Here is a 24,191-nt window from a genome sequence, read left to right on the forward strand (position 1 = left end):
AGAGCGCCGTGCCGCAGGGACAGGTGAGCGTCACCCCCGACGACGGGCTGACCACCCGCCAGCGCCGCAACCGGCCGTTGCTGGTGGTGCACACCGGCGTGATGAAGGGGAAGTCGACGGCCGCGTTCGGGATGGCGCTGCGCGGCTGGAACCAGGGCTGGTCGATCGGCGTGTTCCAGTTCGTGAAGTCGGCCAAGTGGAAGGTCGGCGAGGAGGAGGCGTTCCGCGCGCTCGGGACGGTGCACGATCGGACGGGGCAGGGCGGGCCCGTCGAGTGGCACAAGATGGGCTCCGGCTGGTCCTGGTCGCGCCGCAAGGGCACCGAGACCGACCACGCCGCCGACGCCCGCGAGGGCTGGGCCGAGATCCGCCGCCGGCTGGCCGGCGAGCGGCACCGGGTGTACGTGCTCGACGAGTTCACCTACCCGCTGAAGTGGGGCTGGATCGACGTCGACGAGGTCGTCGAGGTGCTCACGACCCGGCCCGGGAACCAGCACGTGATCATCACCGGCCGGGACGCCCCGCAGCAGCTGGTCGACGCCGCCGACCTGGTGATGGAGACGACGAAGATCAAGCACCCGATGGACGCCGGTCAGAAGGGGCAGCGGGGGATCGAGTGGTGACCCCTCGCGCCCTGGTGGTGGCGGCGCCGTCGTCGGGGAGCGGGAAGACCACGATCTCCACCGGGCTGATGGCCGCGCTGCACCGGCGCGGCACCCGGATCGCGCCGTTCAAGGTGGGGCCCGACTACATCGACCCCGGCTACCACACCCTCGCGGCGGGCCGGCCCGGGCGGAACCTCGACGTCGTGCTGCAGGGCCGGGACCGGCTCGGGCCGCTCGCCCGGCACGGGGCCGCGGGCGCGGAGCTCGCCGTCGTCGAGGGCGTGATGGGGCTGTTCGACGGCCGCATCGCCGACGGCGCCGGATCCACGGCCGAGGTCGCCGCCGCGCTGGGTGCGCCGGTGGTGCTGGTCGTCGACGTCCGCGGGCAGTCCCGGTCGCTGGCCGCGTTGCTGCACGGGTTCTCCTCGTTCGACCCGTCGGTGCAGGTCGCGGGCGTGATCCTGAACCGGGTCGGCTCGGAGCGGCACGCCGAGGTGCTGCGGGCGGCCGCCGAGGAGGCCGGGCTTCCGGTGCTCGGCGCGGTACCGCGGCGGGCCGAGCTGGCCGTGCCGTCCCGGCATCTCGGGCTGGTCACCGCGGCCGAGCACGGGGCCGCCGCCACCGCGGCCGTGGACGCGATGGCCGGGCTGGTCGCGGCCCACGTCGACCTGGACGCGGTCGTCGCGCTGGCCCGCCCGCTCCCGTCGGGCCCCGTCTGGGACCCGGCCGCCGAGATCGCCGCCGCGCGTGCGGTGGCCGGGGGAGGCGGGGGCGCGGTGCCGCACGCAGGACGGCGCCGCCCCGTCGTCGCCCTGGCCGGCGGGCCCGCGTTCGGGTTCGGCTACGCCGAGCACGCCGAGCTGCTCGCCGCGGCCGGGGCCGAGGTCGTCACCGTCGACCCGTTGCGGGACCCGGCGTTGCCGGACCGCACCGCCGGGCTCGTCCTGCCCGGCGGCTTCCCCGAGGAGCACGTCGGCGCGCTCGGGGAGAACGCGCCGCTGCGGGCCGAGGTGGCGCGGCTGGCCGCGTCCGGTGCGCCGGTGCACGCCGAGTGCGGCGGCCTGCTCTACCTGTGCCGCGAACTGGACGGCACGCCGATGTGCGGGGTCCTCGACACCACCGCCGCGATGACGCCGCGGCTCACCCTGGGCTACCGGGACGCCGTCGCCGTGTCCGGGTCGGCGCCGTTCGCCGCCGGAACCCGGGTGGGTGCGCACGAGTTCCACCGGTGCGCCGTCACGCCGCGGGCCGGCGCCACCCCCGCCTGGGCGTGGCGCGGCGGCGAACCCGAGGGCTTCGTCGCGGGCGGCGTGCACGCCTCGTTCCTCCACACCCACCCGGCCGGCGTGCCGGAGGCGGTGGCCCGTTTCGTCGACGCCGCCGCATGATCACCGTTTCGGGAGCGTGGCGTTCGCCTGCCGGGCGCAGCACTCCACAACGCGCGATCATCGCGGTCGGGATCGGGCTGCGGCCCGGCACGGGGGCGACCGCCGTGCGGGCGCTGCTGGAGCAAGTGGCGGCGACGCACGGGCTGGGCCTGGGCTCCGCCGTCGTCGCGACGCTGGACCGGCGGGTGGACGAGCCGGGGCTGCGGGCCGCCGTCGCCCCGCGGGTGCCGCGCGGCTACCCGGCCGCCGCGCTCGCCGCCGTGCCGGTCCCCAACCCGAGCCCGCGTGTGGCGGCCGCCACCGGGACGCCGGGGGTCGCCGAGGCGGCGGCGCTGCTCGCGGCCGGGCCGTGCGCCGAGCTCCTGGTGCCCCGGACCACCGGCGACGGCGTCACGGTCGCCGTCGCCGCCCGCCGGCGCCGGTGAGCCCGGTGTGGGCTTGGCCTCCGTGGTCTCTGCCCACGCATGCGCGGGTCGTTATCCTCGATCGTCGCCGCGGGCGGCGGGTTCGCTGTAGGCGGTCGGGCGCGGACGCCCCGGGAGAGGAACGTCGTTGAGCGCGCAGCACGAGCAGTACCTGGTCGGCCTGGACCTGTCCGGCCGGCGGGTCGTCGTCGTCGGCGGGGGACAGGTCGCTCAGCGCCGGGCCGCCCGGCTGATCGCGGCCGGGGCCGACGTCGAGGTCGTCTCGCCCGAGGTCACCCCGGCCGTCGAGGGCATGGCCTCGGCCGGCGAGATCACCTGGAGAGCCCGGCGGTACGCCGACGGCGACCTCACCGCGGCCTGGTACGCCATCGCGGCCACCGACGACCCGGCCGTCAACGAGGCGGTCGCCGCGGAGGCCGAGCGGAACCGGGTCTTCTGCGTCCGCGCCGACGACGGGGCGCGGGGCACCGCGGTCACCCCGGCCACCGGCGGGTACGACGGGCTGACCGTCGGCGTCCTCGCCCGGGGCGCGCACCGCCGCTCGGCCGCCGTGCGGACCGCGTTGATCGAGGCGCTGCAGTCCGGGCTCGTCGACGAGGACGCCGAGCTGCCGCAGGCCGGTGTCGCGCTCGTCGGCGGCGGGCCCGGCGACCCCGAGCTGATCACGGTCCGCGGGCGCAGGCTGCTGTCCCGTGCCCAGGTCGTCGTCGCCGACCGGCTCGGGCCGCGGGACATCCTCGACGAGCTGTCCCCCGACGTCGAGGTGATCGACGCCTCCAAGATCCCGTACGGCCGCGCGATGGCCCAGGAGAAGATCAACGAGCTGCTGGTCGGGCACGCCCGTGCCGGGAAGTTCGTGGTCCGGCTCAAGGGCGGGGACCCGTTCGTCTACGGCCGCGGGTTCGAGGAGGTCCAGGCGTGCGCCGCCGCGGGCGTCCCTGTCACCGTCGTGCCCGGTATCACCAGCGCGTTCGCCGCGCCCGCCGTCGCCGGGACGCCGGTCACCCACCGCGGTGTGGCGCACGAGATCGTCGTCGTGTCCGGGCACGTGGCGCCGGACGATCCCCGCAGCCTCACCGACTGGACCGCGCTCGGCCGGATGACCGGGACGATCGTGCTCATGATGGCGGTCGAACGGATCGGCCGGTTCGCCGACGCCCTGATCACCCACGGCCGCGCCCCGGACACGCCGGTGCTGATCGTGCAGGACGGCACCACCCGCATCCAGCGCTCCGTGCGCACCACCCTCGAGGCCGCCGAGAAGGTCGCCGCCGAGGAGGGCGTCAGCCCACCGGCGATCGTCGTGATCGGTCCGGTGGCCGGGCTGGAGGCACCCGTCGGCCGCGGTTGACCCCCGGCCGCCTGTGTGGTTGTTGACCGCCCACCCACCCGCGTGGTGGGCTTTGGACTGACGACGGTGCAGGAAGCCGGTGCGAGTCCGGCGCGGTCCCGCCACTGTCACCGGGGAGCGCGTCCCCACCCATGGCCACGGCCCGACCAGGGCGGGAAGGCCGGGGGCGCGCGACGATCCGGGAGCCAGGAGACTGACCGTCGTCGCCGGAGATCCCACCGATGAGGGCGAGGACCCTCGAGGAGGTCATACGAGTGAGCGACGACGCGCGCCCCGTTCTGATCGTGCTCGGCACCGACCCGGCCGGCGCGGCCGGATCCGGCGGGGCCGACGACCTGCTCGCGGAGGCCGACACGGTCTTCGCGTTCCCGCACGGACCCGAGTCGGTCGCGCTGTTCTACGCCGAGGCGTGGCGGGTGGAGCGGATCGCTCCGCGCGGCGCGGTCGAGCGGCTGACCGCGTGGGCACACGCGGGCCCGGGCCGCGCCGGTGTGCTGCTGGTCGCGGGGGAGCCGGGCGGCGACGTCGCACTCGGGGCCGTGCTGGACGGGCTCGCCCGCACCTGCCCGGAGCTGGACGTCCGCGTCCCCGCCGGCACCCGGGTCGCCCCGCCGCACCGCAGCCCGCTGATCGGCTGACCCGGGGTCGCCACGGGCGTCAGGCCGGAGCCCGCCAGCTCCCGAGCGGGTCGGCGCGGGTCAGGTCCGGGTCGGCGGCGTCGAGGGTCCGCGACGGGCCCGGGCCGGTCTGGGCGGTCTCGAACCGGATGGTGACCCGGCCGTGCCCGGCGCCCTGCACCCAGCCGTGCCCGTGCCCGGGATGGTGGACGTCGTCGCCGGCCCGCCACGGACGGTTCGGGTCCGGCGCCCGGTCCGGACGAGTGGGGCCGGGCCCGAGCGTCGGCTCGGCGGTGACGACGGCCTGCCCGGCGGCGGTGACGGTGGCCGGCCCGCCGGCGGCGACCGCTTCCCCCGGTCCATCGCCGGCCGCCGATTCACCCGTGGCGGCCGGGTCTCCCGCGGCCGCCGGGTGTCCCGCAGCGACCGGTGTGCCCGGGTCCGGCGGGCCCGCGGAGCCCGGATCGGCGGGCGCGGCCGTCCACCCCTGCTCGGAGGGCACCGCGTCGAACAGCGCCAGCGGCGGCTCGTCGCCGAAACCGGACACCGAGACGCCGAGCAGCCGGACCCCGCCCTCGCCGACGGCCGCGTCGGCGAGCCGCCGCGCCACCGCGGTCAGGGTGGACAGCTCCCGGCTGGGGAACGGCGTCGTCTCCGAGCGGGTGTGGGTCACGAAGTCCCCGGTGCGGGCCTTCACGGTCACGGTGCGGGCGGCCCGCCCGTCCGCGACGAGCCGCCGGTGCACGGCCACGCAGATGGACTCGACGGCCTCGTGGACCGCGGACATGGCGGTCAGGTCGGTGTCGAACGTCGTCTCCGCGCTGATCTGCTTCGCCGCGCCGCGCGGGGCGACCGGGCGGTCGTCGATGCCGCGCGCCAGCCGGTGCAGCTCCGCGCCGACCGCGGTGCCCAGGACGCCCGCGAGCTCCCGGGTGTCCAGGGCGGCGAGCTGGCCGATCGTCTCGACCCCGATCTTGCGCAGGGCTTCCCCGGACACCGGGCCGATGCCCCACAGGGACCGCACCGGCAGCGGGGCCAGCACGTCGTCCTGCTCGGCGTGCGCGACCACGCGCAGCCCGTCCGGCTTCGCGAGCTCGGAAGCGATCTTCGCGACCTGCTTGCCGGACCCGGCCCCGACCGACGCGGGCAGCCCGGTCCGCTCCCGCACCGCGGCACGCAGCGCGGTGCCGAACTCCTGCACGATCGCCGGGTCGGCCCCGGCCAGTGCCGGCGGCTCCAGGAACGCCTCGTCGACCGACACCGGCTCCAGCACCGGCGAGAACTCGCCGAGGATTCCCATCACCTCGTCGGAGATCGCCTTGTACAGCGGGAACCGGGGCGGCAGCACGGTCGCGTGCGGGCAGCGGCGCCGGGCCTGGCTCATCGGCATCGCCGAGCGCGCCCCGAACACCCTGGCCTGGTAGCTGGCGCCCGCGACGACGCCGCGCGGGCCGGCCCCGCCGACCAGCACCGGGCGATCGGCGAGCGTCGGCCGGGTGAGCTGCTCGACTGAGGCGAAGAACGCATCCATGTCGAGGTGCAGCACCCAGCGCGCGGCGCCGGTTCCGGACGTCGTCACCGCCCCATGATGTCGTGGACCCCCGACAGGACCGCGTCGCCGTCGGCGACCTCGATCCGCGGTGCCGCGGGGCCGGCGCCCGCGACGGCGCCCGGGTGGTCGTCGTGCGGGGTCGCGACGTCGGCGACCCACCACGCGCCGGCGGCGCCGGGCCAGTCCAGGATCCGGGCGGGCCCGCCGGGCGCGGTCAGCGTGATCGCGTCCATCGGGCTGGCCAGGCCCTCGCCGGTGGCCTTGAGCAGGGCCTCCTTGCGGGCCCAGGTGACGAGGAAACCGCCGGCCCCGACCGGGCCGGCTGCCCGCTCGGCGGGCGAGAGCGCGTGCCGGGCGAGGCCGTCCAGATCGGACAGCGTGCGGTGCCGCTCGACGTCGATCCCGACCGGCCCGGCGCCCACGGCGACCCCGACCAGTGCCCCGGAGTGGGTCAGCGAGAACCCGGGGTCGTCGGCGCGGCCGGCCAGGCGCGGCTTGCCGTGCGGCGCGCCGCAGCGGCAGGTGCGGTCGAGGTCGAGCGCCGCCGGGTCGGTGTCCAGGTGCGTCGCCAGCACGAGGCGGGCCAGCGCGTGCGCGGCCAGGTAGCGGGCGCGGTCCTCGGTGCGGCGCAGCGCACCCATCCGGGCGCGCTCGTGATCGTCCAGCAGCGGGACGAGGTCGGAGCGCGCCTCCGGATCGACCGGCGCGGCCCACCAGACGGTGACGGTCATGGGGCACACAGTGCCTCGTGAGTGGTTATCAGGGCCACAGCCCTGATAACCACGCACGAGGCGCTAGCCCGTCCGGCGGGCGGCGAAGTCCGTGCGGACGTGTGCGGGCTTCGCGTGCGGTGCCGGACCCGCGGTGCGGGGCGCGGCCGGCCCGAACCCGTGCCCGGCGTCGCGGCCGCGCTTCGCGGCCCGGCGCTCGGCGCGGTTGGCCGGCCGCGGCGGCGCGGCGTCCGGGCCCACGGCACCCGGCGCCCCGAGGGCTCCGGTACCCGGGGCCGGAGCCGCCTCGGTCCGGGGACCCGTGGGCCGGTTCGTGTCCGGCGAGCCGGAGCTCCGCAGCCCGCCAGGCAGGTGCGCGGCGAGGGACTCGGTGGCGGGCCGCGGCGCCGGACCGGTGGCGGCGCGGGATCGGGTGGTACGCATACGGGCCTCCTGGAGATGGTGGGTCGGGCGAGGACCGGGAAGGCCGGTGACGTGCCGGAACGGCCGGAGACGCGCAGCATCGGTTCCGGTCCCGGGGACGACGTCACGGGCCGGCGGGCGCGCGGCCTCCGTCGGAGGAGGAGGCCGGGCGGGCCGCTCAGCGGAACCGGATCAGCATGGTGAGGACGGTAGGGAGCGCCGCGGCGCCGTGCCACCGGTTTTCGCGCCGCTATCGTCGCCGGTGATGGACGGGCACGAGACGGACCTCGTCGTGATCGGCGGCGGCATCGCCGGGGTCTCGGTGGCGTACGAGCTGGCCGCGCACGCACGGGTCGTGCTGCTCGAGGCCGAGCACGACATGCCGGTGCACGCCACGGCCCGCTCCGCCGCGACCTACATCCCCGGGCACGGGTCGGCCCCGTTCCGCGCGCTGATCGCCGCGTCCGGGCCGCGGTTCGCGGCACTGCCCGACGAGCTGGGGACGCCACCGCTGCTGTCCCCGCGCCCGGTGCTGCACGTCGCCACCGACGACGCCGGGGCGGCCGCCCTCACCGCGATGCTGGCCGAGCAACGCGGCGAGCCCGGCGCCCCGGTCGCGCTGGACCCCGCCGAGGCCCACCGCCGGGCACCGGTGCTGCGTGACCCGCCGCGGGCGGCCGCGTGGACCGCCGGCGCCGCCGACGTCGACACCGCCGCCCTGCACGACGGCTACCGGCGCGGGCTGCGCGCCCGCGGCGGCACCGTGCTGCGCGGAGCGCGGGTGGTCTCGCTGGCGCGGGACGGCAGCGGCTGGGTCGCGACGACGGCCGCCGGGCACGTCGTGCGGGCCGGGGCCGTCGTCGACGCGGCCGGGGCGTGGACCGACGAGGTGGCCGCACTGGCCGGCGTCCCCCGGATCGGGCTGGTCCCGTACCGGCGCACGATCGCGGCGTGCCCGGTCGCGGACCCGTCCGTGCTGCGGGTGGACGGCGCCCCGCTCCCGCTGATCGCCGACGCCGCCGAATGCTGGTACCTCAAACCGGAGGCCGACACGGTCCTGGTGTCACCAGCCGACGAGTCACCCCAGCCGCCGGGCGACGCGCGGCCGGACGAGCTCGACGTCGCGCTCGCCCTGGACCGGGTCGGTGCCGCGACCACGCTCGGCCTGCGGTCCGTGCGCACCGCCTGGGCCGGCCTGCGGACCTTCGCCCCGGACCGGGCGCCGGTCCTCGGGGAGCGGCCGGGCCATCCCGGGTTCCACGTCGTCGCCGGGCAGGGCGGCTCCGGTATCGAGTCGGCGCCGGCGCTCGCCGCCCTGGCCGCAGCGGTGATCCTCGGACGCCCGGCACCGGACGACGTCGGGAGTGCGCTGGCGCGCTCGTGAGTGGTTGGTGGGGCCGGGGCCCGCGTATCCACTCACGGGCGCGTCAGCGCAGCGGTGCGCCGGTCTTGTCGCGGATCTCGGTTTCGGTGACGCCGGGGGCGGTCTCGACGAGTTGCAGGCCGTCGGGGGTCACGTCGATGACGGCGAGGTCGGTGACGATCCGGGTCACGCAGCCCAGCCCGGTGATCGGCAGGCTGCACCGTTCGACGATCTTCGGTGATCCGTCCTTGGAGACGTGGTCCATCATCACGATGACCCGGCGGGCGCCGTGGACGAGGTCCATCGCCCCGCCCATGCCTTTGATCATCTTGCCGGGGACGGCCCAGTTCGCGAGGTCGCCGTTGGCGGCGACCTCCATTCCGCCGAGCACGGCGACGTCGAGCTTGCCGGCGCGGATCTGGCCGAAGCTGTCCGAGGAGCCGAAGTAGGCGGCGCCGTCGTTGACGGTGACGGTCTCCTTGCCGGCGTTGATCAGGTCCGGGTCGACCTCGTCGTCTGTCGGGTAGGGGCCGACGCCGAGGATGCCGTTCTCGGAGTGCAGGATCACCGTGCGACCGGCCGGGATGTGCCCGGGGACCAGGGTCGGCATGCCGATGCCGAGGTTGACGTAGGAGCCGTCGGGCAGCTCCTCGGCGACCCGGGCGGCCATCTCGTCGCGAGTGAGAGCCATGATCAGCGCACCGTCCTGAATTCGACCGGCTTGTCGGCGTCGGGGACGTGCACGACGCGCTGGACGTGGATGCCGGGGGTGTGCACGTGGTCGGGGTCGATCTCGCCGGGTTCGGCCAGGTGCTCGACCTGGGCGATGGTGATCTGCCCGGCGGCGGCGGCGTCGGGGTTGAAGTTGCGGGCCGAGCGCCGGTAGACGAGGTTGCCGTGCCGGTCGCCCTTCCAGGCGTGGACCAGTGCGAAGTCGGGGGTCAGTGCCCGCTCGAGGACGTAGGAGGTGCCGTCGAACTCGCGGACCTCCTTGGTCGGTGACAGCACCGCGACCGAGCCGTCCGGGTGGTAGCGCCAGGGCAGGCCGCCCTCGGCGACGAGCGTGCCGACCCCGGCCGGGGTGTAGAACGCCGGGATCCCGGCCCCGCCCGCGCGCAGGCGCTCGGCCAGGGTGCCCTGCGGGGTCAGCTCGAGCTCCAGCTCGCCGGCGAGGTACTGGCGGGCGAACTCCTTGTTGTTGCCGACGTAGGAGCCGATCGTGCGCCGGATGCGGCCGGCGGCGAGCAGGGTGCCCAGGCCGAAGCCGTCGACGCCCAGGTTGTTCGAGATCGTCTCCAGATCGGTCGCGCCCTGCTCGAGCAGCGCCGCGATCAGCGCCGTCGGCACGCCGCACATGCCGAACCCGCCGACCGCCAACGACGCGCCGTCACCGATGTCGGCGACCGCCTCCGTCGCGGATGCCACCACCTTGTCCATCACGCACACACCTCCGTCGCCGACGACCGTACATGAGTGTTCGTCACACGCACAAGCGTTCGTTATGCGAACACGACGGCGTGCGCTCTTCCCGCGACGAAAGGGTCGTTCGTGGGACGGCGGTGACGCGGGGAGCGGCGACCACCTCGCCGGCGCTCACGGAGCCCGGCCACGCTCGCGCGACCGGGTGAGCGGCACCGGATCCCGTGAGCGGCGCGGACCGGGCCTCGCCGGTGCGGGGTCAGGGCGGGGTGGGGGTGCTGTGGCCGTCCCCGACGGCGATCTCGCCGTCCGCGGTGACGTCGGCGTAGACCCCCGCGCACGCCCACACCCCGCCGACCTGCGGGATCTCGATCCGGTTGTGCTTGGCGACGGTCCGGAGGACGCCGGCGTCACGCGGCAGGTCACCCTGCGCAAGGGTGGTCATCACGCACCGCATCGTGGCGAACGAGTACCGCACGCCGGTGCTGCCGATGGTCCCCACCGACCCGGGCCAGTCGTTCTCGACGAAGCCGGTGCCCGTCCCGTCGAGCACGACGTTCGGCCGGTACCGGCGGACGTCGAACGTGACCTCCGGTGCCAGCTCCCGCAGCCGGTCCAGGGTGGACTCGGTGAGGACGTGCAGTGTGGACAGGTCGAAGAAGGTCCCGGGCGCGCCGAACGCCGAGACGTCGAACCGGCTGACCCGCTCGCCGGACTCCTCCCGCCGCGCGGTCGTGCCCTCGATGAGCTGCTCGGGGGCCAGCTCGCCGACCGGCAGGTCCTCGAACTCCGGCCAGACCTCCTCGAACTGGCTGCCCTCCGGCGGTTCGGCGACCAGCCGCACCTCCCGGCCGAGCACCGTGGACAGTGCGATGTCGACTCCGGCGTCGTCGGAACGCAGCATCGAGCCGTCCGGGAACCGGATCTCGACCTCCGGCAGCGGGCGCCCCGGCTCCGGCTCGGCGGCGAACCGCGCCGAGAAGCCGAGCAGGCCGGCCCACAGTCGCGGCACCTTGGCGCTCGCCACCGTGCCGGACTCGACGTCGTACACCGCCAGCGCGCGGTCGCCGAGCAGGCCCCGGCCGGTCACCACCGACCGTTCCACGGACTCGCCGAGCATGGACTTGACCGGGTACCGGTGCAGGGAGACGACCGTCATACCCGGGTGTCTACCCGCTCCGGGCCCGGCTCGCGAGATCGTCCTCAGCCGAGGAGCGCCACCCGCAGGTCGTCCGCGGATGCGTACACGGTCTCGGCGCCCGCGGCCACCAGCTCGCCCGGCTCGGCGTAGCCCCAGCCCGCACCGAGGCAGCGCAGGCCGTGCTCGGCCGCGCCCTCGACGTCGTGCAGCCGGTCGCCGACCATCGGCGGGACGTCCGCACCGGACGGGTGGCCCAGCCGGCGCAGCGCCTCGGCGACGACCGCGCCCTTGGTGGGCCGGTCGGCCGCGCGGGTGTCGCCGACGATCTCGGTGAACAGGTCGGTCCACCCGTGGTGGGCGAGGATCTTGAGCGCGGACGGCTCGGCCTTGCTGGTGGCCAGCGCCATCGTCACGCCGGCGTCGAACAGCCCCCGCAGGAGCGTCTCGACGCCCGGGTAGGGCGTGCAGTCCAGGCAGCCGTCCTCGTCGCCGTAGATCCGCCGGTAGATCGGGAGGACGGCGGCGGTGCCGGCGTCGCCGAGGATCGGCGGCAGCGAGCGGTAGAGCGGCGGCCCGAGCAGGTGGGTGCCCAGCGCGGAGTCGGGGACGTCCAGGCCGGCCTCGTCGATCGCGCGGCGCAGCGAACCGAGGATGCCGGGGGCGGAGTCGACGAGGGTCCCGTCGAGATCGAGCAGGATGTGGGTCAGCACCCGACCATTGTCCCTGTGCGCCGGCCGTACACTCGTCCGCATGGCGAACTCGCTCTTCGGGCCGCTCTCCGGCACCGACCGGGTCGACGGGGTGCTCGACGACGCCGCCTGGATCGCGGCCCTGCTGGAGGTCGAGCTGGCGCTCTCCGCGGTCGCCGCCGAGCAGGGGACGGTCGCCGAGGCCGACGCCGACGGGGTGGAGCGCGCGGTCGCCGCCGTCGCCGGAGTCGACCCGGCCGAGCTCGCCGCCGCGTCGGTGGAGGGCGGCAACCCGGTGATCCCGCTGGTCAAGCGGCTCAAGGCGGCCGGCGCGCGGATCGCGCCGGGCACCGAGCGGGCCGTCCACCCCGGCGCGACGAGCCAGGACGTCCTCGACACCGCGCTGGTGCTGCTGACCCGGCGGGCCGGCGCCCGGATCGTCGACGACCTCACCGCCTGCGCCGACGCCGCCGCCGGCCTCGCCGGAGCCCACCGCGACACCCGGTGCGCGGCCCGCACCCTCGGCCAGCAGGCCCTGCCGACGACGTTCGGGCTGGTCGCGGCGAACTGGTGCGCCGGGCTGGACCGGGCCCGGGTGCGGCTCGCCCAGCTCCTCGACGACCTGCCCGTCCAGTACGGCGGCGCCGCCGGCACGCTCGCCGCCGCCCACCCGTACGGCCCCGCGGTCGCGGACGCCCTGGCTGCCCGGCTCGGGCTCGCCCCGCAGGGCGTGCCGTGGCACACCGAGCGCAGCCGGATCGGCGAGCTCGCCGGGGCGCTCGGCGTCGCGGCGGGGGCCTGCGCGAAGCCGGCGACCGACGTCGTGCTGCTGTCCGCGACCGAGGTCGGCGAGCTGTCCGAGGCCGCGCCGGGGGACTCGTCGTCGATGCCGCACAAGCGCAACCCGGCGGCCGCGGTCACCGCCCGCGGGTCGGCGAAGCGGGCTCCCGGGCTGGTCGCGACCCTGCTCGCGGGCGCCGAGCAGGAGTTCCAGCGCGCCGCAGGCGCCTGGCACGCCGAGTGGGGGACCCTCACCGAGCTCCTCCGCGTCACCGCCGGGGCGGCGGCCCGGCTGCGGGTCTGCCTGGAGGGCCTGCAGGTGCACCCCGAGGCGATGGCCCGCAACCTCGCCCTCGCCGCCGGCGCGCAGGGCGGCGGGCCCGGGCACGCGCCCGAGCTCGTGGACCGGGTGCTCGCGGGACGGCCGCGATGAGCGACGGGGAGCGCCGGGAACAGGTCCGCTCGCTGGCCCGCGGCCTGGCCGTGATCCGCTCGTTCGACGGCGACCGTCCCCAGCAGACACTCGCCGAGGTCGCCCGGGCGACCGGGCTCACCCGCGCCGCGGCCCGCCGGTTCCTGCTCACGCTCGCCGACGAGGGCTACGTCCGCACCGACGGCAGGCTGTTCACGCTCACCCCGCGGGTGCTCGAGCTGGGCTGGTCGTACCTGTCGGCGATGGGACTGCCCGAAGTGGCCACCCCGCACCTGGAACGCCTGGTCGCGACGGTGCGCGAGTCGGCGTCGGTGTCGGTGCTCGACGGCGATCCCGAGTCCGGTTACGACGTCGTCTACGTCGCCCGGGTGCCCACCGCGCGGATCATGACGGTGACGATCACGATCGGCACCCGCTTCCCGGCCTGGGCGACGTCGATGGGCCGGGTCCTGCTCGCCGCGCTGCCGCCGTCCACCCTGGACACCTATCTGGACGGCCTGCACCCGGAGACGCTGACCGAGCACACCGTGGCCGGTGCCGGCGCGCTGCGCGCGGAGCTGGACCGGGTACGGGCCGACGGGCACTGCGTCGTCGACCAGGAGCTCGAGGCCGGGCTGCGGTCGATCGCGGTGCCGGTGCACGACCGGGCCGGACGGGTGACGGCCGCCGCCAACGTGTCCACCCACGCGTCCCGGCGGGACGCCGCCGCCCTGCGCACCGAGATCCTGCCGGAGCTGCGGGCGTGCGTGTCGGCGATCGAGGCCGACCTGCGGGCGTCCGGATAGGGGATCATCTCCCGGCATGGAGCACGTGACACCGATCACCGTCCGGGAGCGGCGATGACCCCGCTGCTCGATCCGGCCGACCCCCGGCACGACCACGCGGCGGCCCGGCTGGCAGCCGAACCGATCATCTGGCTCACGACGGTCGGCGAGGACGCCCGGCCGCACTCGGTGCCGGTCTGGTTCCTGTTCGCCGACCCCGAGATCGTCCTGTTCAGCCGGCCGGACACCGCGAAGGTCGGGCGGCTGCGGGAACGCCCCGGCGTGTGCCTGGCGCTGGACACGGCCGCGTCCGGCACCGACGTCGTCCTCGCCGACGGGGACGCGACGCTCACGGGTGATCCCGCGCCCGCCGAGCTGAAGGCGTTCGGCGAGAAGTACCGGGACATGCTGCGCGGCCAGGACCTGGACTCCTGGCGGGCGGTGTTCGCCCAGCCGGTCCGGGTGCGGCTGCACCGGATCGTCGCCTGGCGCGCCGGTCCGGACGGCCTGGAGCAGATCGTCGCCGACCGGCACGGGTGAGCCCGGGGACCATCGCCGATCACCGGGGCGGCGCCCGGACCTGATCGCGGTGCCCGACTCGCCACATCCCGCCGACATGCACCTGAGCGCGAATTGTCGATCTTCGCCGAACGCTGGAGTGCATCTCGGCGAGGAGCCGGCGACCCGCGCGACGCGGGGGTCGCACCGCATCTCGGCGGGGCGTCCCGCGGGCGCGCCGGATCCGTGGCCGGGCAGACTCCGGTGCATGCGCCTGCTCACCGCGGACGACTCGCTGCGCGCGCTGCTCGCCCGCCAGCTGCTGCTGGAGCGGTCCGGCCTCCCGGTCCCGCGGGCGCTGGAACGGTTGTGCGGCCTGCAGACCCAGCACGCGCCGTCCGGCTACCTGGGCCTGTGGTCCCGGCTCGCCGGCTTCGAGCGCGACTCGCTGACCGCGATGCTGGGAGACGGCCGGGTCGTCCAGGCCTGGGCGATGCGCTCGACCGTCCACATGCTCTCCCGGCGCGACCACGACGTGTTCACCGCGGCGGTGCGAGCCGAGCAGCGGGCGAACTGGCTGCGGATGCGCCGCGACGTCACCGAGCACGACATGGTCGCGGCCGCGGCCGTGGTACGGGAGTTCCTGGCCGGCGGGCCGCGCCGGCAGGCCGAGATCACCGCGGAGCTCGCCGCGCGCGGGGTGCCGGCGGGCACCTTTCCCGGGGTACAGCACTGGGTCGGGCTGGTCCGGGTGCCGCCGGCCGGGACGTGGGAGGCGCCCCGGGCGCACGTGTACGGCCTGGCCGCCGGGCCGGGAGCGCCCGGGAGCGGACCCACCGACGACGAGGTCCGCGCGGCGCAGGTCGAGCTCGCCCGCCGGTACCTGAGGGCGTTCGGCCCGGCGTCCGCGCCGGACGTCGCGCGGTTCGCCGGCTGGCCGGTCGGCGTCGCCCGTGCCGCGCTGGGCGAGCTGACGCTGCGCCGGTTCGCCGGCGAGGACGGCGCCGAGCTCGTCGACGTCCCGCACGCCCCGCTGCCCGGCCCCGGCACCCCGCTCCCGGTCCGCTTCCTCGGCCCGTTCGACGCCGTCCTGCTACTCGGGCACGCCGCCCGCACCCGGATCCTGCCCGCCGAGCACCGCCACCACGTGTTCGCGACGAGCAAGCCGCGGTCGGCGCCGGTGTACCTGGTCGGGGGCCGGGTCGCCGGCACCTGGACCTACCGGGACGGGCGGGTCGTCACCGACCCCTTCACCGAGCCGGACCAGGACCGGGACGACCGCCGCGCCGTCGCCGAGGAGGCCGAGCGGCTGGCCGTCTGGCACCGGTCCTGACCGGATCCCGACGACGTCCGGCAGGATCTCGCTGGACCTGCCGGTTCCTGCCGCCTACCGTCGGCCCATGCTGCGCAGCGTCTCGGTCCTGGTGCTCGACGAGCTGGCGGTCTTCGAGTTCGGCGTGCTCTGCGAGGTCTTCGGCCTCGACCGCTCCGACGACGGGCTGCCGGTGTTCGACTGGAAGGTGTGCGGTGTCGAGGCCGGGCGGCCGGTGAGCACCAAGAGCGGGGTCACGATCACCCCCGAGCACGGGCTGGACGCGCTGCCCGGCGCCGACCTGGTCTGCGTCGCCGCGACGGCGCTGCGCGAGTTCCCGCCCGAGGCGCTCGACGCGGTCCGGGAGGCCCGCGCCCGCGGCGCGATGGTCATGTCGATCTGTTCCGGCGTGTTCGTGCTCGGCGCGGCGGGGCTGCTCGACGGCCGTCGCTGCACCGTCCACTGGATGCACGCCGACGAGCTGCGCCGGGCCCACCCCGAGGCGCTCGTCGAGGACGACGCCCTCTACGTCGACGACGGCGACCTCGTCACCGGGGCCGGCACCGCCGCCGGGATCGACGCCTGCCTGCACCTGGTGCGCCGCGAGCTCGGTGGCGCCGTCGCGAACGGGATCGCGCGGCGGATGGTCGTCGCGGCGCAGCGCGAGGGCGGGCAGCGCCAGTTCGTCGAGCTCCCGGTGCCGGAGTGCACCGCCGACTCGCTCGCGCCGGTGCTGGCCTGGATGCTGGAGAACCTCGACGCCGAGCACACCGTCGCCGCGCTCGCCCGGCGGGCCGCCATGTCCGAGCGGACCTTCGCCCGCCGGTTCGTCGAGGAGACCGGCACCACGCCACACCGCTGGATCTCGGCGCAGCGCGTGCTGCACGCGCGCACCCTGCTCGAGGAGACCGACCTCGGGATGGACGCCGTCGCCGCCCGGGCCGGGTTCGGCAGCGCCGCGCTGCTGCGCCACCACTTCCGGCGGGCGCTGGGCGTCGCCCCCGTCGACTACCGCAGCACGTTCCGCTGCCACCGCGCCGCGACCCCGGCGTGACCGACGGCACACCCGCGCCCCACCCGGAGGTCCCGCCCGGTCCCGCACGATGACGGGCATGACCACCACCACCGACCCCGGCCGCAGGACCCGGGGCCACCTCGGGCTCGGGCCGGTCGATGCGGGACTCGGGGTGGTGCGCGACCCGTCGCCGCTCCCGGACGGCCTGCGGCTGCGTGCCGCGCTGCACGACGGTGTCCGCGCCGGCGACGGCGGGGTCCGGCCCGTGCTCCCCGCGGTGCTCGCCGACTCCGGGATCGGGAAACTGATCTTCTCCGCCGCGCGCCTGACCGCGGGTGCGCCCACCGTCGACCTGCGGATCGACCTCGCCGGCCCGCCGGCGCCCGGTGCCGGGGAGCTCGTCGCCGACATCACCCTGCTGCACCTCGACGACGAGATCGGCGCCGGCCGGGCGGAGATCCGGGACGACACCGGGGTGCTGGTCGCGCACGCCGTCGCCACGATGGCGCTCAGCGGCGTCCCGGACCGCCCGGGCGGGCTCGCCGGGCCGGAATCCGCGAAGCCCGGCGACGGCGCCGCCGACTTCCGCGCCGGGATCCCGCCGTTCGACCCGGCCCGGCTCGAGCCGGACCGGCTCGGCACCGACGACGGTGATCCCGTGCTCACCCCCGGCCCGTCCACGATGAACCTCAACGGCACCACGCACGGGGCCGTGCTCGCCGGGTTCGCGCAGTCCGCGCAGGCCTTCCACCTGCGACGGTCCGGTCCCGGCCCGGCCCGGCCGCTGTCGTTGACGGTCGACTACCTGCGCCCGGTGCCGGTCGGCGCGCCGCTGCGCGCCCGCTCCGAGACGGTCCGGGACGGCCGGCGGTTCTGGACCGTGCACACCGAGCTGCTGCTGGCCGACGGGCGCCTCGCGGCGCGCGCGGTGGGCGGGGGTCTCCGCGCGCTCCGATGATCGCCCGGGGCGTCGTGGGCTGTTAGCGTCGTCACCACACGTTCCACGGAGGTGCCGACCGTGTCGTCCCCGCACAGCCCCCGGCCGTACCGGGTCGCAGTGATCGGGTCCGGCCCGTCCGGCCTGTACACCGCCGAGGCGCTGCTCGAGGGCGATCCGGGGGTTCACGTCGACGTCGTCGACCGGCTGCCCGCCCCGTACGGCCTCGTGCGCTACGGCGTCGCCCCCGATCACCTCAAGATGAAGTCGGTGGTCCGGGCCCTGGTGGCCACCTTCGACGACCCCGAACGTGTCCGGTTCCTCGGGAACGTGCACGTGGGGGAGGGCGGGATACCGCACGAGGCGCTGCGCGAGCACTACCACGCCGTCGTGCACGCCACCGGCAGCACCCACGACCGCAGCCTCGGCATCCCCGGTGAGGACCTGGCCGGCTCGGTCGGTTCCGGCGCGTTCGTCTCCTGGTACTGCGGCCACCCGGACGCCACCGGGGCCGGGCCGGCCCTGGACCGGCCCGGTGCGGTCGTCGTCGGTGCCGGGAACGTCGCGCTCGACGTCGCCCGGATGCTGGCCCGTCCCGCCGAGGACCTCGCGGCGACCGACCTGCACGACGCGGTGCTGGACCGGTTCCGCGACAGCGCCGTCGAGCGGGTGGACGTGCTGATCCGGCGCGGCCCGCAGCACGCCCGGTTCACCCCGGCCGAGCTGCGGGGCCTCGGCCGGCTCGACGACGTCGAGGTGCGGGTGCACGACGACGGCGTGCTCGCCGCCGGGGTCGAGGAACCCGCGGAACGCCGGATGCGGCAGGTCGTCGACACGCTCACCGAGTGGTCGGCCCACCCGCCGGGCGCGGGCGGGCGGCGGCGGATCGACCTGCGCTTCCTGCGCAGCCCGGTCCGGCTGCTCGGGGAGGGGGGCCGGGTGCGCGGCGTCGAGGTGGAGCGCAACGAGATCGGCCCGGACGGCCGGGTCCGGGGCACCGGCGAGACCGAGGTGATCGACGCCGGGCTCGTGGTCCGCGCCATCGGCTACACCGGCGAGCCGATCGACGGGCTGCCGTTCGACCGGTCGACCGGCACCGTCCCGCACGAGGCCGGGCGGGTGCTGCTCGGCGGGGAGCCGGTGCGCGGCAACTACGTGACCGGCTGGATCAAGCGCGGCCCGACGGGGGTGATCGGCACCAACAAGGTCGACGGCGCGGAGACCGCCGCGTCGGTGCTGGCCGACCTGCCCCGGCTGGGCACCCCGCCCCGGCCCGGTGGTGACGCGGTCCTGGCCCGGCTGCGCGAGTACGGCATCGACCCCGTGCTGTGGGACGACTGGCAGCGGCTCGACGCCGCCGAGATCGCCCTGGGGGAGCGCCGCGGCGGCACCGAACGGGTCAAGATCGCCGAGCGGGCGGCGATGCTGGACGCGGCCCGCGGGCGGACCAACGCGACCCCCTGACGACGGTCGCCCCCCGGTGACGGGCGCGGCCGGGATCAGTACGGGTCGACGGCCAGGACGTACGGCATCGCGCGCATCCGGGTCTCGAACTCGTCGGCCTCCGCGGGCGTCATCGACATGGTGCAGGTGACCGAACCGTAGGCGACGCCCTCGCGGACGTCGACGGAGAACTCCCGCAGGGGGCGGCCGCAGGTCTGGAGGGCGGTCGCGACCTGCATGGCCCCGTGCAGCCCGTCGGCGGTGACGACGGTGTGCCGGCGCGGCATGCGGGCCGCGATGTCGGCGGGCCCGCCCGATCCGGCGGGGAAGGTGAAGGTGGTCGGGCGGTCGGCGGTGATGCTCATGATCGGTGGCTCCGTGCGTGGCGCGAGAAGATGCTCGGACGCGAGCCAGGTCTCGAGAAGGAAGGGGAGCGCCGGGATCGGGCGCGGCGCGTCGGCAGCCTGGATCAGCCGACGCGCAGGGCTACTACCGCGAGAAGTCGTGCGGGCAGCGCTGCGACCGGAGCAGGGGTGTGCTCGACGGAACGCATGCGGGCACGGTAGCAAAGCCCGTGCGTCGTGCGCCACATCGATCTCCTACCGACTAGCCTGATCGCCGACGCCGACCACCGTCCCGAGGGGGAACCCGCCGTGATCACCGCGATCGTCCTGGTGCACACCGCCACCGACCGGATCCCCGAGACCGCGCAGGCGATCGCGGACATCCACGGCGTGTCCGAGGTGTACTCGTGCGCCGGCGACGTCGACCTCATCGCGGTCGTGAAGGTCCGCGAGCACGAGCAGCTCGCCGACGTCATCGCCGGCAAGCTCAGCAAGGTCGAGGGTGTGATCGCGACCGACACCCACATCGCCTTCCGGTCCTACTCGAAGGCCGACACCGACGCGGCGTTCGCCATCGGGCTCGACTGACGCGCGACGTGAGCGGGCGCGTGGGCGTCGGCGTCGTCGGCGCCGGGGTGATCAGCGAGCAGTACCTGTCCAACCTGACCGGGTTCCCCGACCTGGACGTCCGGTACGTCGCCTCCCGGGACCCGGCCCGCGCGAAGGCCCGGGCCGCGCAGTTCGGCGTACCCGCCTTCGGCGACCTCGACGGCCTGCTCGCCGACGACGGCGTCGACATCGTCGTCAACCTCACCGTGCCGTCGGCGCACGTCGAGGTGGCGCTGGCCGCGCTGCGCGCCGGCAAGCACGTGTGGAACGAGAAGCCGCTCGCCACCGACCGTGCGGGCGCCCGGCTGCTGCTCGACACCGCCGCCACCACCGGGCTCCGGGTCGCGGCCGCACCGGACACCGTGCTCGGCGGCGGCATCCAGACCGCGCGGCGGCTCCTCGACGCCGGCGCGATCGGCACCCCGCTGACGGCACTGGCCCTGATGCAGCAACCCGGGCCCGACCAGTGGCACCCGGACCCGGCCTTCCTGTTCGCCGAGGGTGCCGGCCCGCTGCTCGACCTCGGCCCGTACTACCTGACCGCGCTGGTGCAGCTGCTCGGCCCGATCACCCGGGTCACCGCGCGCACCGCCCGGTCGCGGGAGGTCCGCACCGCCGGCTCCGGGCCGCGGGCCGGGCAGGAGTTCCCGGTGACCGTGCCGACGCACGTCGTCGCGCTCTACGACTTCGCGGGCGGCCGCTCCGCGCAGTGCACGTTCAGCTTCGACTCGCCGCTGCGCCGGACCCTGCTCGAGATCACCGGCACCGAGGCGGTGCTGGCCGTGCCGGACCCGAACCGGTTCGACGGGAACCCCGCCGTCGTCGCCGAACGCATCGGCATGGAGGCGACCTCCCGCAGCCGTGTGGAGTACGAGGTGCCCGGGCGGCAGGCCGGCCGGGGCACCGGCGTGCTGGAGCTGGCCCGGGCGATCGCGGCGGGGGAGCCCGAGCGGGCCTCCGGTGCCGTCGCGCTGCACGTGCTCGACGCCATGCTCGCCACGCTGGAGGCCGGTGAGCGGGGGGCCGCGGTCGACGTCACGAGCACGGTGACGGTCCCACCTGCCCTGCCGGCGGACTGGAATCCCTTTGCGCTGACGCGCTCGTGAGTGGCTAGCAGGGCCCTGGCCCTGCTTGCCACTCACGGGGCGATACCCGTTCGGACTATTGCCGCTCCGGACAGAGATGTCCATAGTTCGACATCACTGTCGAAGGGAGTGGCCATGACACAGGTGTCGGCCATCGAGATCGAGGTCGAGGGGCAGGTTCTGAGCGGCCGTGCCGCCGAACCGGACACCGCCGCGCGGGCGATCGTGTTCGCGCTGCACGGCGGGTCCTACTCGAGCCGGTACTACGACCTCTGCTCGGCGCCGCGGGCGTCGGCGCTCCGCAACTACGCCGACCTCGGCTACCGGGCGATCGCGCTGGACCGCCCCGGCTACGGCGCGTCGGCGGGAATCGCGCCGGAGCGGTGCGGTTTCCGCGCCCAGGCCGCGCTCCTGCACCGCGCGATCGACCGGCTCCACGCCGACCGCGGCGACGGGCTGCCGGTGTTCCTCGTCGGCCACTCGATCGGGGGCATGCTCGCGATGACGGTCGCCGCGGCCGCCGCTGACACCGCCACCCCGCTGCACGGGGTGATGGCGTCGGGGATGGGCATGGTGTGGCAGCCGGGGATCCACGCGATGTGGGCGTCGCTGGTCGGCGACGACCCGCACGTGGCGGTGCCGAACGAGGCCCGCGACCAGATCATGTTCGTCGCGGACCCGGCCCTGGTGGACCCGGCCGTGCAGCAGGAGGTGGGGGAGGACCTGCACCCCATCCCGGCCGCGGAGTTGCGCGACGCACTCGCCTGGCACGAGGCGATGCCCGAGGTCGCCGCGGGCATCCGGGTCCCGGTCCTGCACGTGCTCCCCGAGTACGACGGGATCTGGAGCGCGGACGAGGACGCGCGCCGGCAGGCCGCGACCGCGCTGAAGGGCGTCGAGGGGGCCGCCGTGACCGTCCAGCGCGCCGCCGGCCACTGCCTCGACGCCCACCGCACCGGTTACGCCCACCACCTCACCACCGCAGCGTTCTTCGAGACCTGCCTCGCCGTGCGTGCGACGCGGGCCGACTCCGGGAGGTCGTCATGACCACACCGTCCACCAGTCCCCGTGCGGCGTCGGCAGCGGTCGGCCTGTGTTTCGGCGCGATCGTGTTCGACGGGTACGACCTGATCGTCTACGGCTCGGTCATGCCCGCCCTGCTGCAGTACGAGCCGTGGGGGCTCACGCCCGCCCAGGCCGGGGCGATCGGCAGCTACGCGCTGCTGGGGATGTTCATCGGGGCGATCGCCTCGGGAACGTTGACCGACCTGATGGGCCGGCGGCGGTTGTTCATCGCATCGCTGACCTGGTTCTCGGTGATGATGCTCCTGGTTGCGGCGGCTCCGGACCCGACATGGCTGGGCCTGTTCCGGTTCCTCGCCGGGTTGGGGTTCGGCGGTATCCCGCCGACCGCGATCGCGCTGGTCGTCGAGCTCGCGCCGGTCGCGCGCCGGCAGGTTCTCAACGGTCTGATGCTGTGTGGGTTCCCGATCGGCGGGGTGCTGGCCGCGGTCCTGGCGATCGCGCTGCTCGAACCGTTCGGTTTCCGCACGCTGTTCGCGATCGGAGCGCTCCCGCTCGTCACGCTGGTGCCGCTGGCGGTGTGGCTGCTCCCGGAGTCGCCGAGCTTCGTCCGGCGGGAGCGCCGCACGGCGCCGGGACGGCAGCGACGGGAGCTCCTGGAGCTGGTCCGGGGCCGGGCCGGGGTCGCCACCGCGCTGTTCGTCGTCGCGAACTTCTGCGGGTTCCTGCTGGTCTTCGGGCTGAACACCTGGTTGCCGCAGCTGATGCGGGGTGCGGGATACGAGCTGGGGTCGGCGCTGGCGTTCCTGCTGGTGCTCAACGTCGGCGCCGTCGCGGGCGGGCTGGGTGGTTCGGCGCTGGCCGACCGCTACGGCAGCCGCTGGGTCGCGACGATCCTGTTCGCCCTCGCGGTCGTGTCGCTGGGGCTGATCGCGGTACCGCTGCCCGCCGCCGTCCTCTACCTGCTGGTGTTCGTCGCGGGTGCCGCGACCACCGGGAACCAGATCGTGGTCTACGGCTACGTCGCGGCGCACTACCCGCCGCTGCGGCGCGCGACCGCGCTGGGGCTGAGCAGCGGCATCGGCCGGCTCGGTGCGGTGGCGGGGCCCGTCGTGGGCGGCTCGCTGGTCGCCGCCGGCCTCGGGCTGGGCTGGAACGCCGGTGTCTTCGCCCTGGTCGCGGTGGTGGGGGCGGTTGCATGTGCGCTCGTCCCGCGCCCGGCCGAGGTGTCCGCGGACCGGGTTCCGGCCGGGCCGGATCGCCGCCCGCGCGCGGACGGGGGACCCGCGCCGGTGCGTGAGCGGGAAGGTGCGTCGTGAGCGCGGAGGCGGACCTGCGTCCGAAGCGGCTCGCCGCCGTGGTGCAGGATGGCGGCGGACGCAGGTCGGACGAGCAGGGTGGGACAGCGATGGCGCGGCAGCACAATCGCCGGCAGCTGGTGTCCCACGAGCTGCTCGAGCACTCGGCCCGCCTGTTCGCGGCCCAGGGGTACGCGAACACCTCCTTCCAGGACATCGCCGACGCGATGGGGATCAGCCGCCCCGCGCTGTACCACTACGTCAGCAACAAGGAGGAGATCCTCGCCGCGCTGGTGCGGGACGTCCTCGAGCGGGTGGTCGAGATCCTCGAGGAGGCGCGGGCCCGCCACGACCTCGCCGAGGACGAGCGCGTCGAACAGGCCCTGCGCCGCATCATCGTCAACAACGCGCGCAACACCACCCGGTTCCGGCTGCTCGACCGCAGCGAGCCCGACCTGCCGGCCGAGATCGCCGAGCTGCACCGCCGGGCCCGTCGGCGCGTGCTGGAACTGCTCACCGCCCTGATCGAGGACGCGACCCGTGCCGGCCGGTTCCGGCCGCTGGAGGCCCGCACCGTCGCCCTGGGCATGCTGGGCATGGCGAACTGGGTCGCCTGGTGGTACCGCGCCGGCACCGACGGGGACGCGGAGGCCGTCGCGGATGTGCTGCTCGATCTCGTCATGGCCGGTGTCCGGCGGGGCGACGACCGGCAGGTACAGCCCGGCCCGTGGGCGGCGCTCGCCCTCCTCAAGGAGGACATCGCCCACCTGGAGAGCGCCCTGTCGGAAACCGGTGGCGCGGGCCCCGCCCCGGGCGCGGCCACCGAGCCGACCACCGCGGACCCCGACCCCGCGGACCCGAACGCGCAGGCCTGATCCGCCGTCCCGGCCGGTCGGGCGCAGCCGCAGGTCGCGCTTGACACTGCTGTCGATAGTTCTACACTCTTGTTCTCATCCCTGGGGAGTTG

Annotated in this window: 26 protein-coding genes and 1 riboswitch; of the genes, 18 read left to right on the forward strand and 8 right to left on the reverse strand. The window is 75.7% G+C overall.

The genetic code is table 11. From position 1 onward, the window contains the following. The first annotated feature begins 8 nt into the window (after positions 1–8). The 5 genes from cobO (at position 9) to H7X46_RS09265 (ending at position 4,407) form a co-directional block, all read left to right on the forward strand. On the forward strand, positions 9–623 hold the full coding sequence (cobO, locus tag H7X46_RS09245; protein ID WP_186359014.1) for a cob(I)yrinic acid a,c-diamide adenosyltransferase: 615 nt from the start codon (positions 9–11) through the stop codon (positions 621–623). Beyond that, a complete protein-coding gene (locus tag H7X46_RS09250) occupies positions 617–1,993 on the forward strand; it encodes a cobyrinate a,c-diamide synthase (protein WP_370588671.1) in 1,377 nt (458 codons plus the stop codon). Before cobO ends, H7X46_RS09250 begins: the two co-directional genes overlap by 7 nt. Beyond that, positions 1,990–2,418, forward strand: a complete 429-nt coding sequence (locus H7X46_RS09255) for a cobalamin biosynthesis protein (protein ID WP_186359015.1) — start codon at positions 1,990–1,992, stop codon at positions 2,416–2,418. The genes H7X46_RS09250 and H7X46_RS09255 overlap by 4 nt, the downstream gene beginning before the upstream one ends. Positions 2,419–2,545: 127 nt before the next feature. Next, entirely contained in the window at positions 2,546–3,769 is a 1,224-nt protein-coding gene (gene cobA, locus H7X46_RS09260) for a uroporphyrinogen-III C-methyltransferase (RefSeq protein WP_186359016.1), read from the forward strand. Positions 3,770–3,816: 47 nt separating this feature from the next. Continuing rightward, a riboswitch (cobalamin riboswitch) is annotated at positions 3,817–3,986 on the forward strand. A gap of 37 nt (positions 3,987–4,023) precedes the next feature. Then, positions 4,024–4,407, forward strand: a complete 384-nt coding sequence (locus tag H7X46_RS09265) for a hypothetical protein (protein ID WP_186359017.1) — start codon at positions 4,024–4,026, stop codon at positions 4,405–4,407. Positions 4,408–4,426: 19 nt separating this feature from the next. Here H7X46_RS09265 and H7X46_RS09270 read toward each other — a convergent pair whose 3' ends face one another. The 3 genes from H7X46_RS09270 to H7X46_RS09280 all read right to left on the reverse strand — a co-directional run bounded on the left by H7X46_RS09270 (position 4,427) and on the right by H7X46_RS09280 (position 7,092). Continuing rightward, positions 4,427–5,965: a DNA polymerase IV gene (locus H7X46_RS09270; protein ID WP_370588672.1), complete on the reverse strand. Its 1,539-nt coding sequence runs from the start codon at positions 5,963–5,965 to the stop codon at positions 4,427–4,429. Continuing rightward, complete coding sequence (locus H7X46_RS09275; RefSeq protein ID WP_186359018.1) at positions 5,962–6,669, reverse strand: 4'-phosphopantetheinyl transferase superfamily protein; 708 nt, start codon at positions 6,667–6,669, stop codon at positions 5,962–5,964. The genes H7X46_RS09270 and H7X46_RS09275 overlap by 4 nt, the downstream gene beginning before the upstream one ends. 63 nt (positions 6,670–6,732) lie before the next feature. After that, the gene (locus tag H7X46_RS09280) at positions 6,733–7,092 is read right to left on the reverse strand and encodes a hypothetical protein (RefSeq protein ID WP_186359019.1); all 360 of its coding nucleotides are present in this window, start codon (positions 7,090–7,092) and stop codon (positions 6,733–6,735) included. 244 nt (positions 7,093–7,336) lie between these two features. On the opposite strand from H7X46_RS09280, the gene H7X46_RS09285 reads away from it, so the two are divergent. Further along, positions 7,337–8,455, forward strand: a complete 1,119-nt coding sequence (locus H7X46_RS09285; RefSeq protein ID WP_186359020.1) for an FAD-binding oxidoreductase — start codon at positions 7,337–7,339, stop codon at positions 8,453–8,455. Between the two features lie 43 nt (positions 8,456–8,498). Here H7X46_RS09285 and H7X46_RS09290 read toward each other — a convergent pair whose 3' ends face one another. The 4 genes from H7X46_RS09290 to H7X46_RS09305 all read right to left on the reverse strand — a co-directional run bounded on the left by H7X46_RS09290 (position 8,499) and on the right by H7X46_RS09305 (position 11,704). Further along, positions 8,499–9,125 (reverse strand): 3-oxoacid CoA-transferase subunit B, encoded by a 627-nt coding sequence (locus H7X46_RS09290; RefSeq protein ID WP_186359021.1) that lies wholly within the window; start codon positions 9,123–9,125, stop codon positions 8,499–8,501. 2 nt (positions 9,126–9,127) lie between these two features. After that, a complete protein-coding gene (locus H7X46_RS09295; protein WP_186359022.1) occupies positions 9,128–9,871 on the reverse strand; it encodes a CoA transferase subunit A in 744 nt (247 codons plus the stop codon). A 241-nt stretch (positions 9,872–10,112) separates the two neighbouring features. Then, entirely contained in the window at positions 10,113–11,012 is a 900-nt protein-coding gene (locus H7X46_RS09300; protein ID WP_186359023.1) for an MOSC domain-containing protein, read from the reverse strand. A gap of 44 nt (positions 11,013–11,056) precedes the next feature. Continuing rightward, positions 11,057–11,704, reverse strand: a complete 648-nt coding sequence (locus H7X46_RS09305) for an HAD hydrolase-like protein (RefSeq protein WP_186359024.1) — start codon at positions 11,702–11,704, stop codon at positions 11,057–11,059. A 40-nt stretch (positions 11,705–11,744) separates the two neighbouring features. Here H7X46_RS09305 and H7X46_RS09310 point away from each other — a divergent pair, with 40 nt between their 5' ends. The 7 genes from H7X46_RS09310 to H7X46_RS09340 all read left to right on the forward strand — a co-directional run bounded on the left by H7X46_RS09310 (position 11,745) and on the right by H7X46_RS09340 (position 18,886). Continuing rightward, complete coding sequence (locus H7X46_RS09310) at positions 11,745–12,896, forward strand: lyase family protein (RefSeq protein WP_186359025.1); 1,152 nt, start codon at positions 11,745–11,747, stop codon at positions 12,894–12,896. Next, a complete protein-coding gene (locus H7X46_RS09315) occupies positions 12,893–13,681 on the forward strand; it encodes an IclR family transcriptional regulator C-terminal domain-containing protein (RefSeq protein WP_186359026.1) in 789 nt (262 codons plus the stop codon). Before H7X46_RS09310 ends, H7X46_RS09315 begins: the two co-directional genes overlap by 4 nt. A 54-nt stretch (positions 13,682–13,735) precedes the next feature. Further along, positions 13,736–14,200 carry a pyridoxamine 5'-phosphate oxidase family protein gene (locus tag H7X46_RS09320; protein WP_186359027.1) on the forward strand — a complete coding sequence of 155 codons (465 nt, stop codon included), beginning with the start codon at positions 13,736–13,738 and terminating at the stop codon, positions 14,198–14,200. A gap of 226 nt (positions 14,201–14,426) precedes the next feature. Then, positions 14,427–15,491, forward strand: coding sequence for a winged helix DNA-binding domain-containing protein (locus H7X46_RS09325; protein ID WP_186359028.1), 1,065 nt, complete (start codon positions 14,427–14,429; stop codon positions 15,489–15,491). Between the two features lie 67 nt (positions 15,492–15,558). Continuing rightward, on the forward strand, positions 15,559–16,524 hold the full coding sequence (locus H7X46_RS09330) for a GlxA family transcriptional regulator (protein ID WP_186359029.1): 966 nt from the start codon (positions 15,559–15,561) through the stop codon (positions 16,522–16,524). Positions 16,525–16,582: 58 nt separating this feature from the next. Then, positions 16,583–17,443, forward strand: a complete 861-nt coding sequence (locus tag H7X46_RS09335) for a PaaI family thioesterase (RefSeq protein WP_186359030.1) — start codon at positions 16,583–16,585, stop codon at positions 17,441–17,443. A 60-nt stretch (positions 17,444–17,503) separates the two neighbouring features. Further along, entirely contained in the window at positions 17,504–18,886 is a 1,383-nt protein-coding gene (locus tag H7X46_RS09340) for an FAD-dependent oxidoreductase (RefSeq protein WP_186359031.1), read from the forward strand. A gap of 35 nt (positions 18,887–18,921) precedes the next feature. Here the strand turns inward: H7X46_RS09340 and H7X46_RS09345 are convergent, their stop codons facing one another. Continuing rightward, positions 18,922–19,230, reverse strand: coding sequence for a hypothetical protein (locus tag H7X46_RS09345; protein WP_186359032.1), 309 nt, complete (start codon positions 19,228–19,230; stop codon positions 18,922–18,924). A 288-nt stretch (positions 19,231–19,518) separates the two neighbouring features. Between H7X46_RS09345 and H7X46_RS09350 the strand changes: the two genes are divergently transcribed. From H7X46_RS09350 to H7X46_RS09370, 5 genes are all read left to right on the forward strand, one after another. Next, on the forward strand, positions 19,519–19,797 hold the full coding sequence (locus H7X46_RS09350) for an Lrp/AsnC ligand binding domain-containing protein (protein ID WP_186359033.1): 279 nt from the start codon (positions 19,519–19,521) through the stop codon (positions 19,795–19,797). A gap of 8 nt (positions 19,798–19,805) precedes the next feature. After that, a complete protein-coding gene (locus H7X46_RS09355; RefSeq protein ID WP_186359034.1) occupies positions 19,806–20,924 on the forward strand; it encodes a Gfo/Idh/MocA family protein in 1,119 nt (372 codons plus the stop codon). A 114-nt stretch (positions 20,925–21,038) separates the two neighbouring features. Next, complete coding sequence (locus tag H7X46_RS09360; RefSeq protein ID WP_186359035.1) at positions 21,039–21,950, forward strand: alpha/beta hydrolase; 912 nt, start codon at positions 21,039–21,041, stop codon at positions 21,948–21,950. Further along, entirely contained in the window at positions 21,947–23,245 is a 1,299-nt protein-coding gene (locus H7X46_RS09365; RefSeq protein WP_186359036.1) for an aromatic acid/H+ symport family MFS transporter, read from the forward strand. The genes H7X46_RS09360 and H7X46_RS09365 overlap by 4 nt, the downstream gene beginning before the upstream one ends. Then, positions 23,242–24,099, forward strand: a complete 858-nt coding sequence (locus H7X46_RS09370) for a TetR/AcrR family transcriptional regulator (protein ID WP_186359037.1) — start codon at positions 23,242–23,244, stop codon at positions 24,097–24,099. Before H7X46_RS09365 ends, H7X46_RS09370 begins: the two co-directional genes overlap by 4 nt. Positions 24,100–24,191 lie beyond the last annotated feature (92 nt).

The sequence above is a fragment of the Pseudonocardia sp. C8 genome (assembly GCF_014267175.1).
GTDB lineage: Bacteria > Actinomycetota > Actinomycetes > Mycobacteriales > Pseudonocardiaceae > Pseudonocardia.

Coding starts and splice junctions, on each gene's coding strand:
- H7X46_RS09255 (WP_186359015.1), top strand. CDS start 1,990: ATGATCACCGTTTCGGGAGCGTGGCGTTCGCCTGCCGGGCGCAGCACT.
- H7X46_RS09275 (WP_186359018.1), bottom strand. CDS start 6,669: ATGACCGTCACCGTCTGGTGGGCCGCGCCGGTCGATCCGGAGGCGCGC.
- H7X46_RS09280 (WP_186359019.1), bottom strand. CDS start 7,092: ATGCGTACCACCCGATCCCGCGCCGCCACCGGTCCGGCGCCGCGGCCC.
- H7X46_RS09285 (WP_186359020.1), top strand. CDS start 7,337: ATGGACGGGCACGAGACGGACCTCGTCGTGATCGGCGGCGGCATCGCC.
- H7X46_RS09290 (WP_186359021.1), bottom strand. CDS start 9,125: ATGGCTCTCACTCGCGACGAGATGGCCGCCCGGGTCGCCGAGGAGCTG.
- H7X46_RS09295 (WP_186359022.1), bottom strand. CDS start 9,871: ATGGACAAGGTGGTGGCATCCGCGACGGAGGCGGTCGCCGACATCGGT.
- H7X46_RS09300 (WP_186359023.1), bottom strand. CDS start 11,012: ATGACGGTCGTCTCCCTGCACCGGTACCCGGTCAAGTCCATGCTCGGC.
- H7X46_RS09310 (WP_186359025.1), top strand. CDS start 11,745: ATGGCGAACTCGCTCTTCGGGCCGCTCTCCGGCACCGACCGGGTCGAC.
- H7X46_RS09315 (WP_186359026.1), top strand. CDS start 12,893: ATGAGCGACGGGGAGCGCCGGGAACAGGTCCGCTCGCTGGCCCGCGGC.
- H7X46_RS09320 (WP_186359027.1), top strand. CDS start 13,736: ATGACCCCGCTGCTCGATCCGGCCGACCCCCGGCACGACCACGCGGCG.
- H7X46_RS09325 (WP_186359028.1), top strand. CDS start 14,427: ATGCGCCTGCTCACCGCGGACGACTCGCTGCGCGCGCTGCTCGCCCGC.
- H7X46_RS09330 (WP_186359029.1), top strand. CDS start 15,559: ATGCTGCGCAGCGTCTCGGTCCTGGTGCTCGACGAGCTGGCGGTCTTC.
- H7X46_RS09335 (WP_186359030.1), top strand. CDS start 16,583: ATGACCACCACCACCGACCCCGGCCGCAGGACCCGGGGCCACCTCGGG.
- H7X46_RS09345 (WP_186359032.1), bottom strand. CDS start 19,230: ATGAGCATCACCGCCGACCGCCCGACCACCTTCACCTTCCCCGCCGGA.
- H7X46_RS09360 (WP_186359035.1), top strand. CDS start 21,039: ATGACACAGGTGTCGGCCATCGAGATCGAGGTCGAGGGGCAGGTTCTG.
- H7X46_RS09365 (WP_186359036.1), top strand. CDS start 21,947: ATGACCACACCGTCCACCAGTCCCCGTGCGGCGTCGGCAGCGGTCGGC.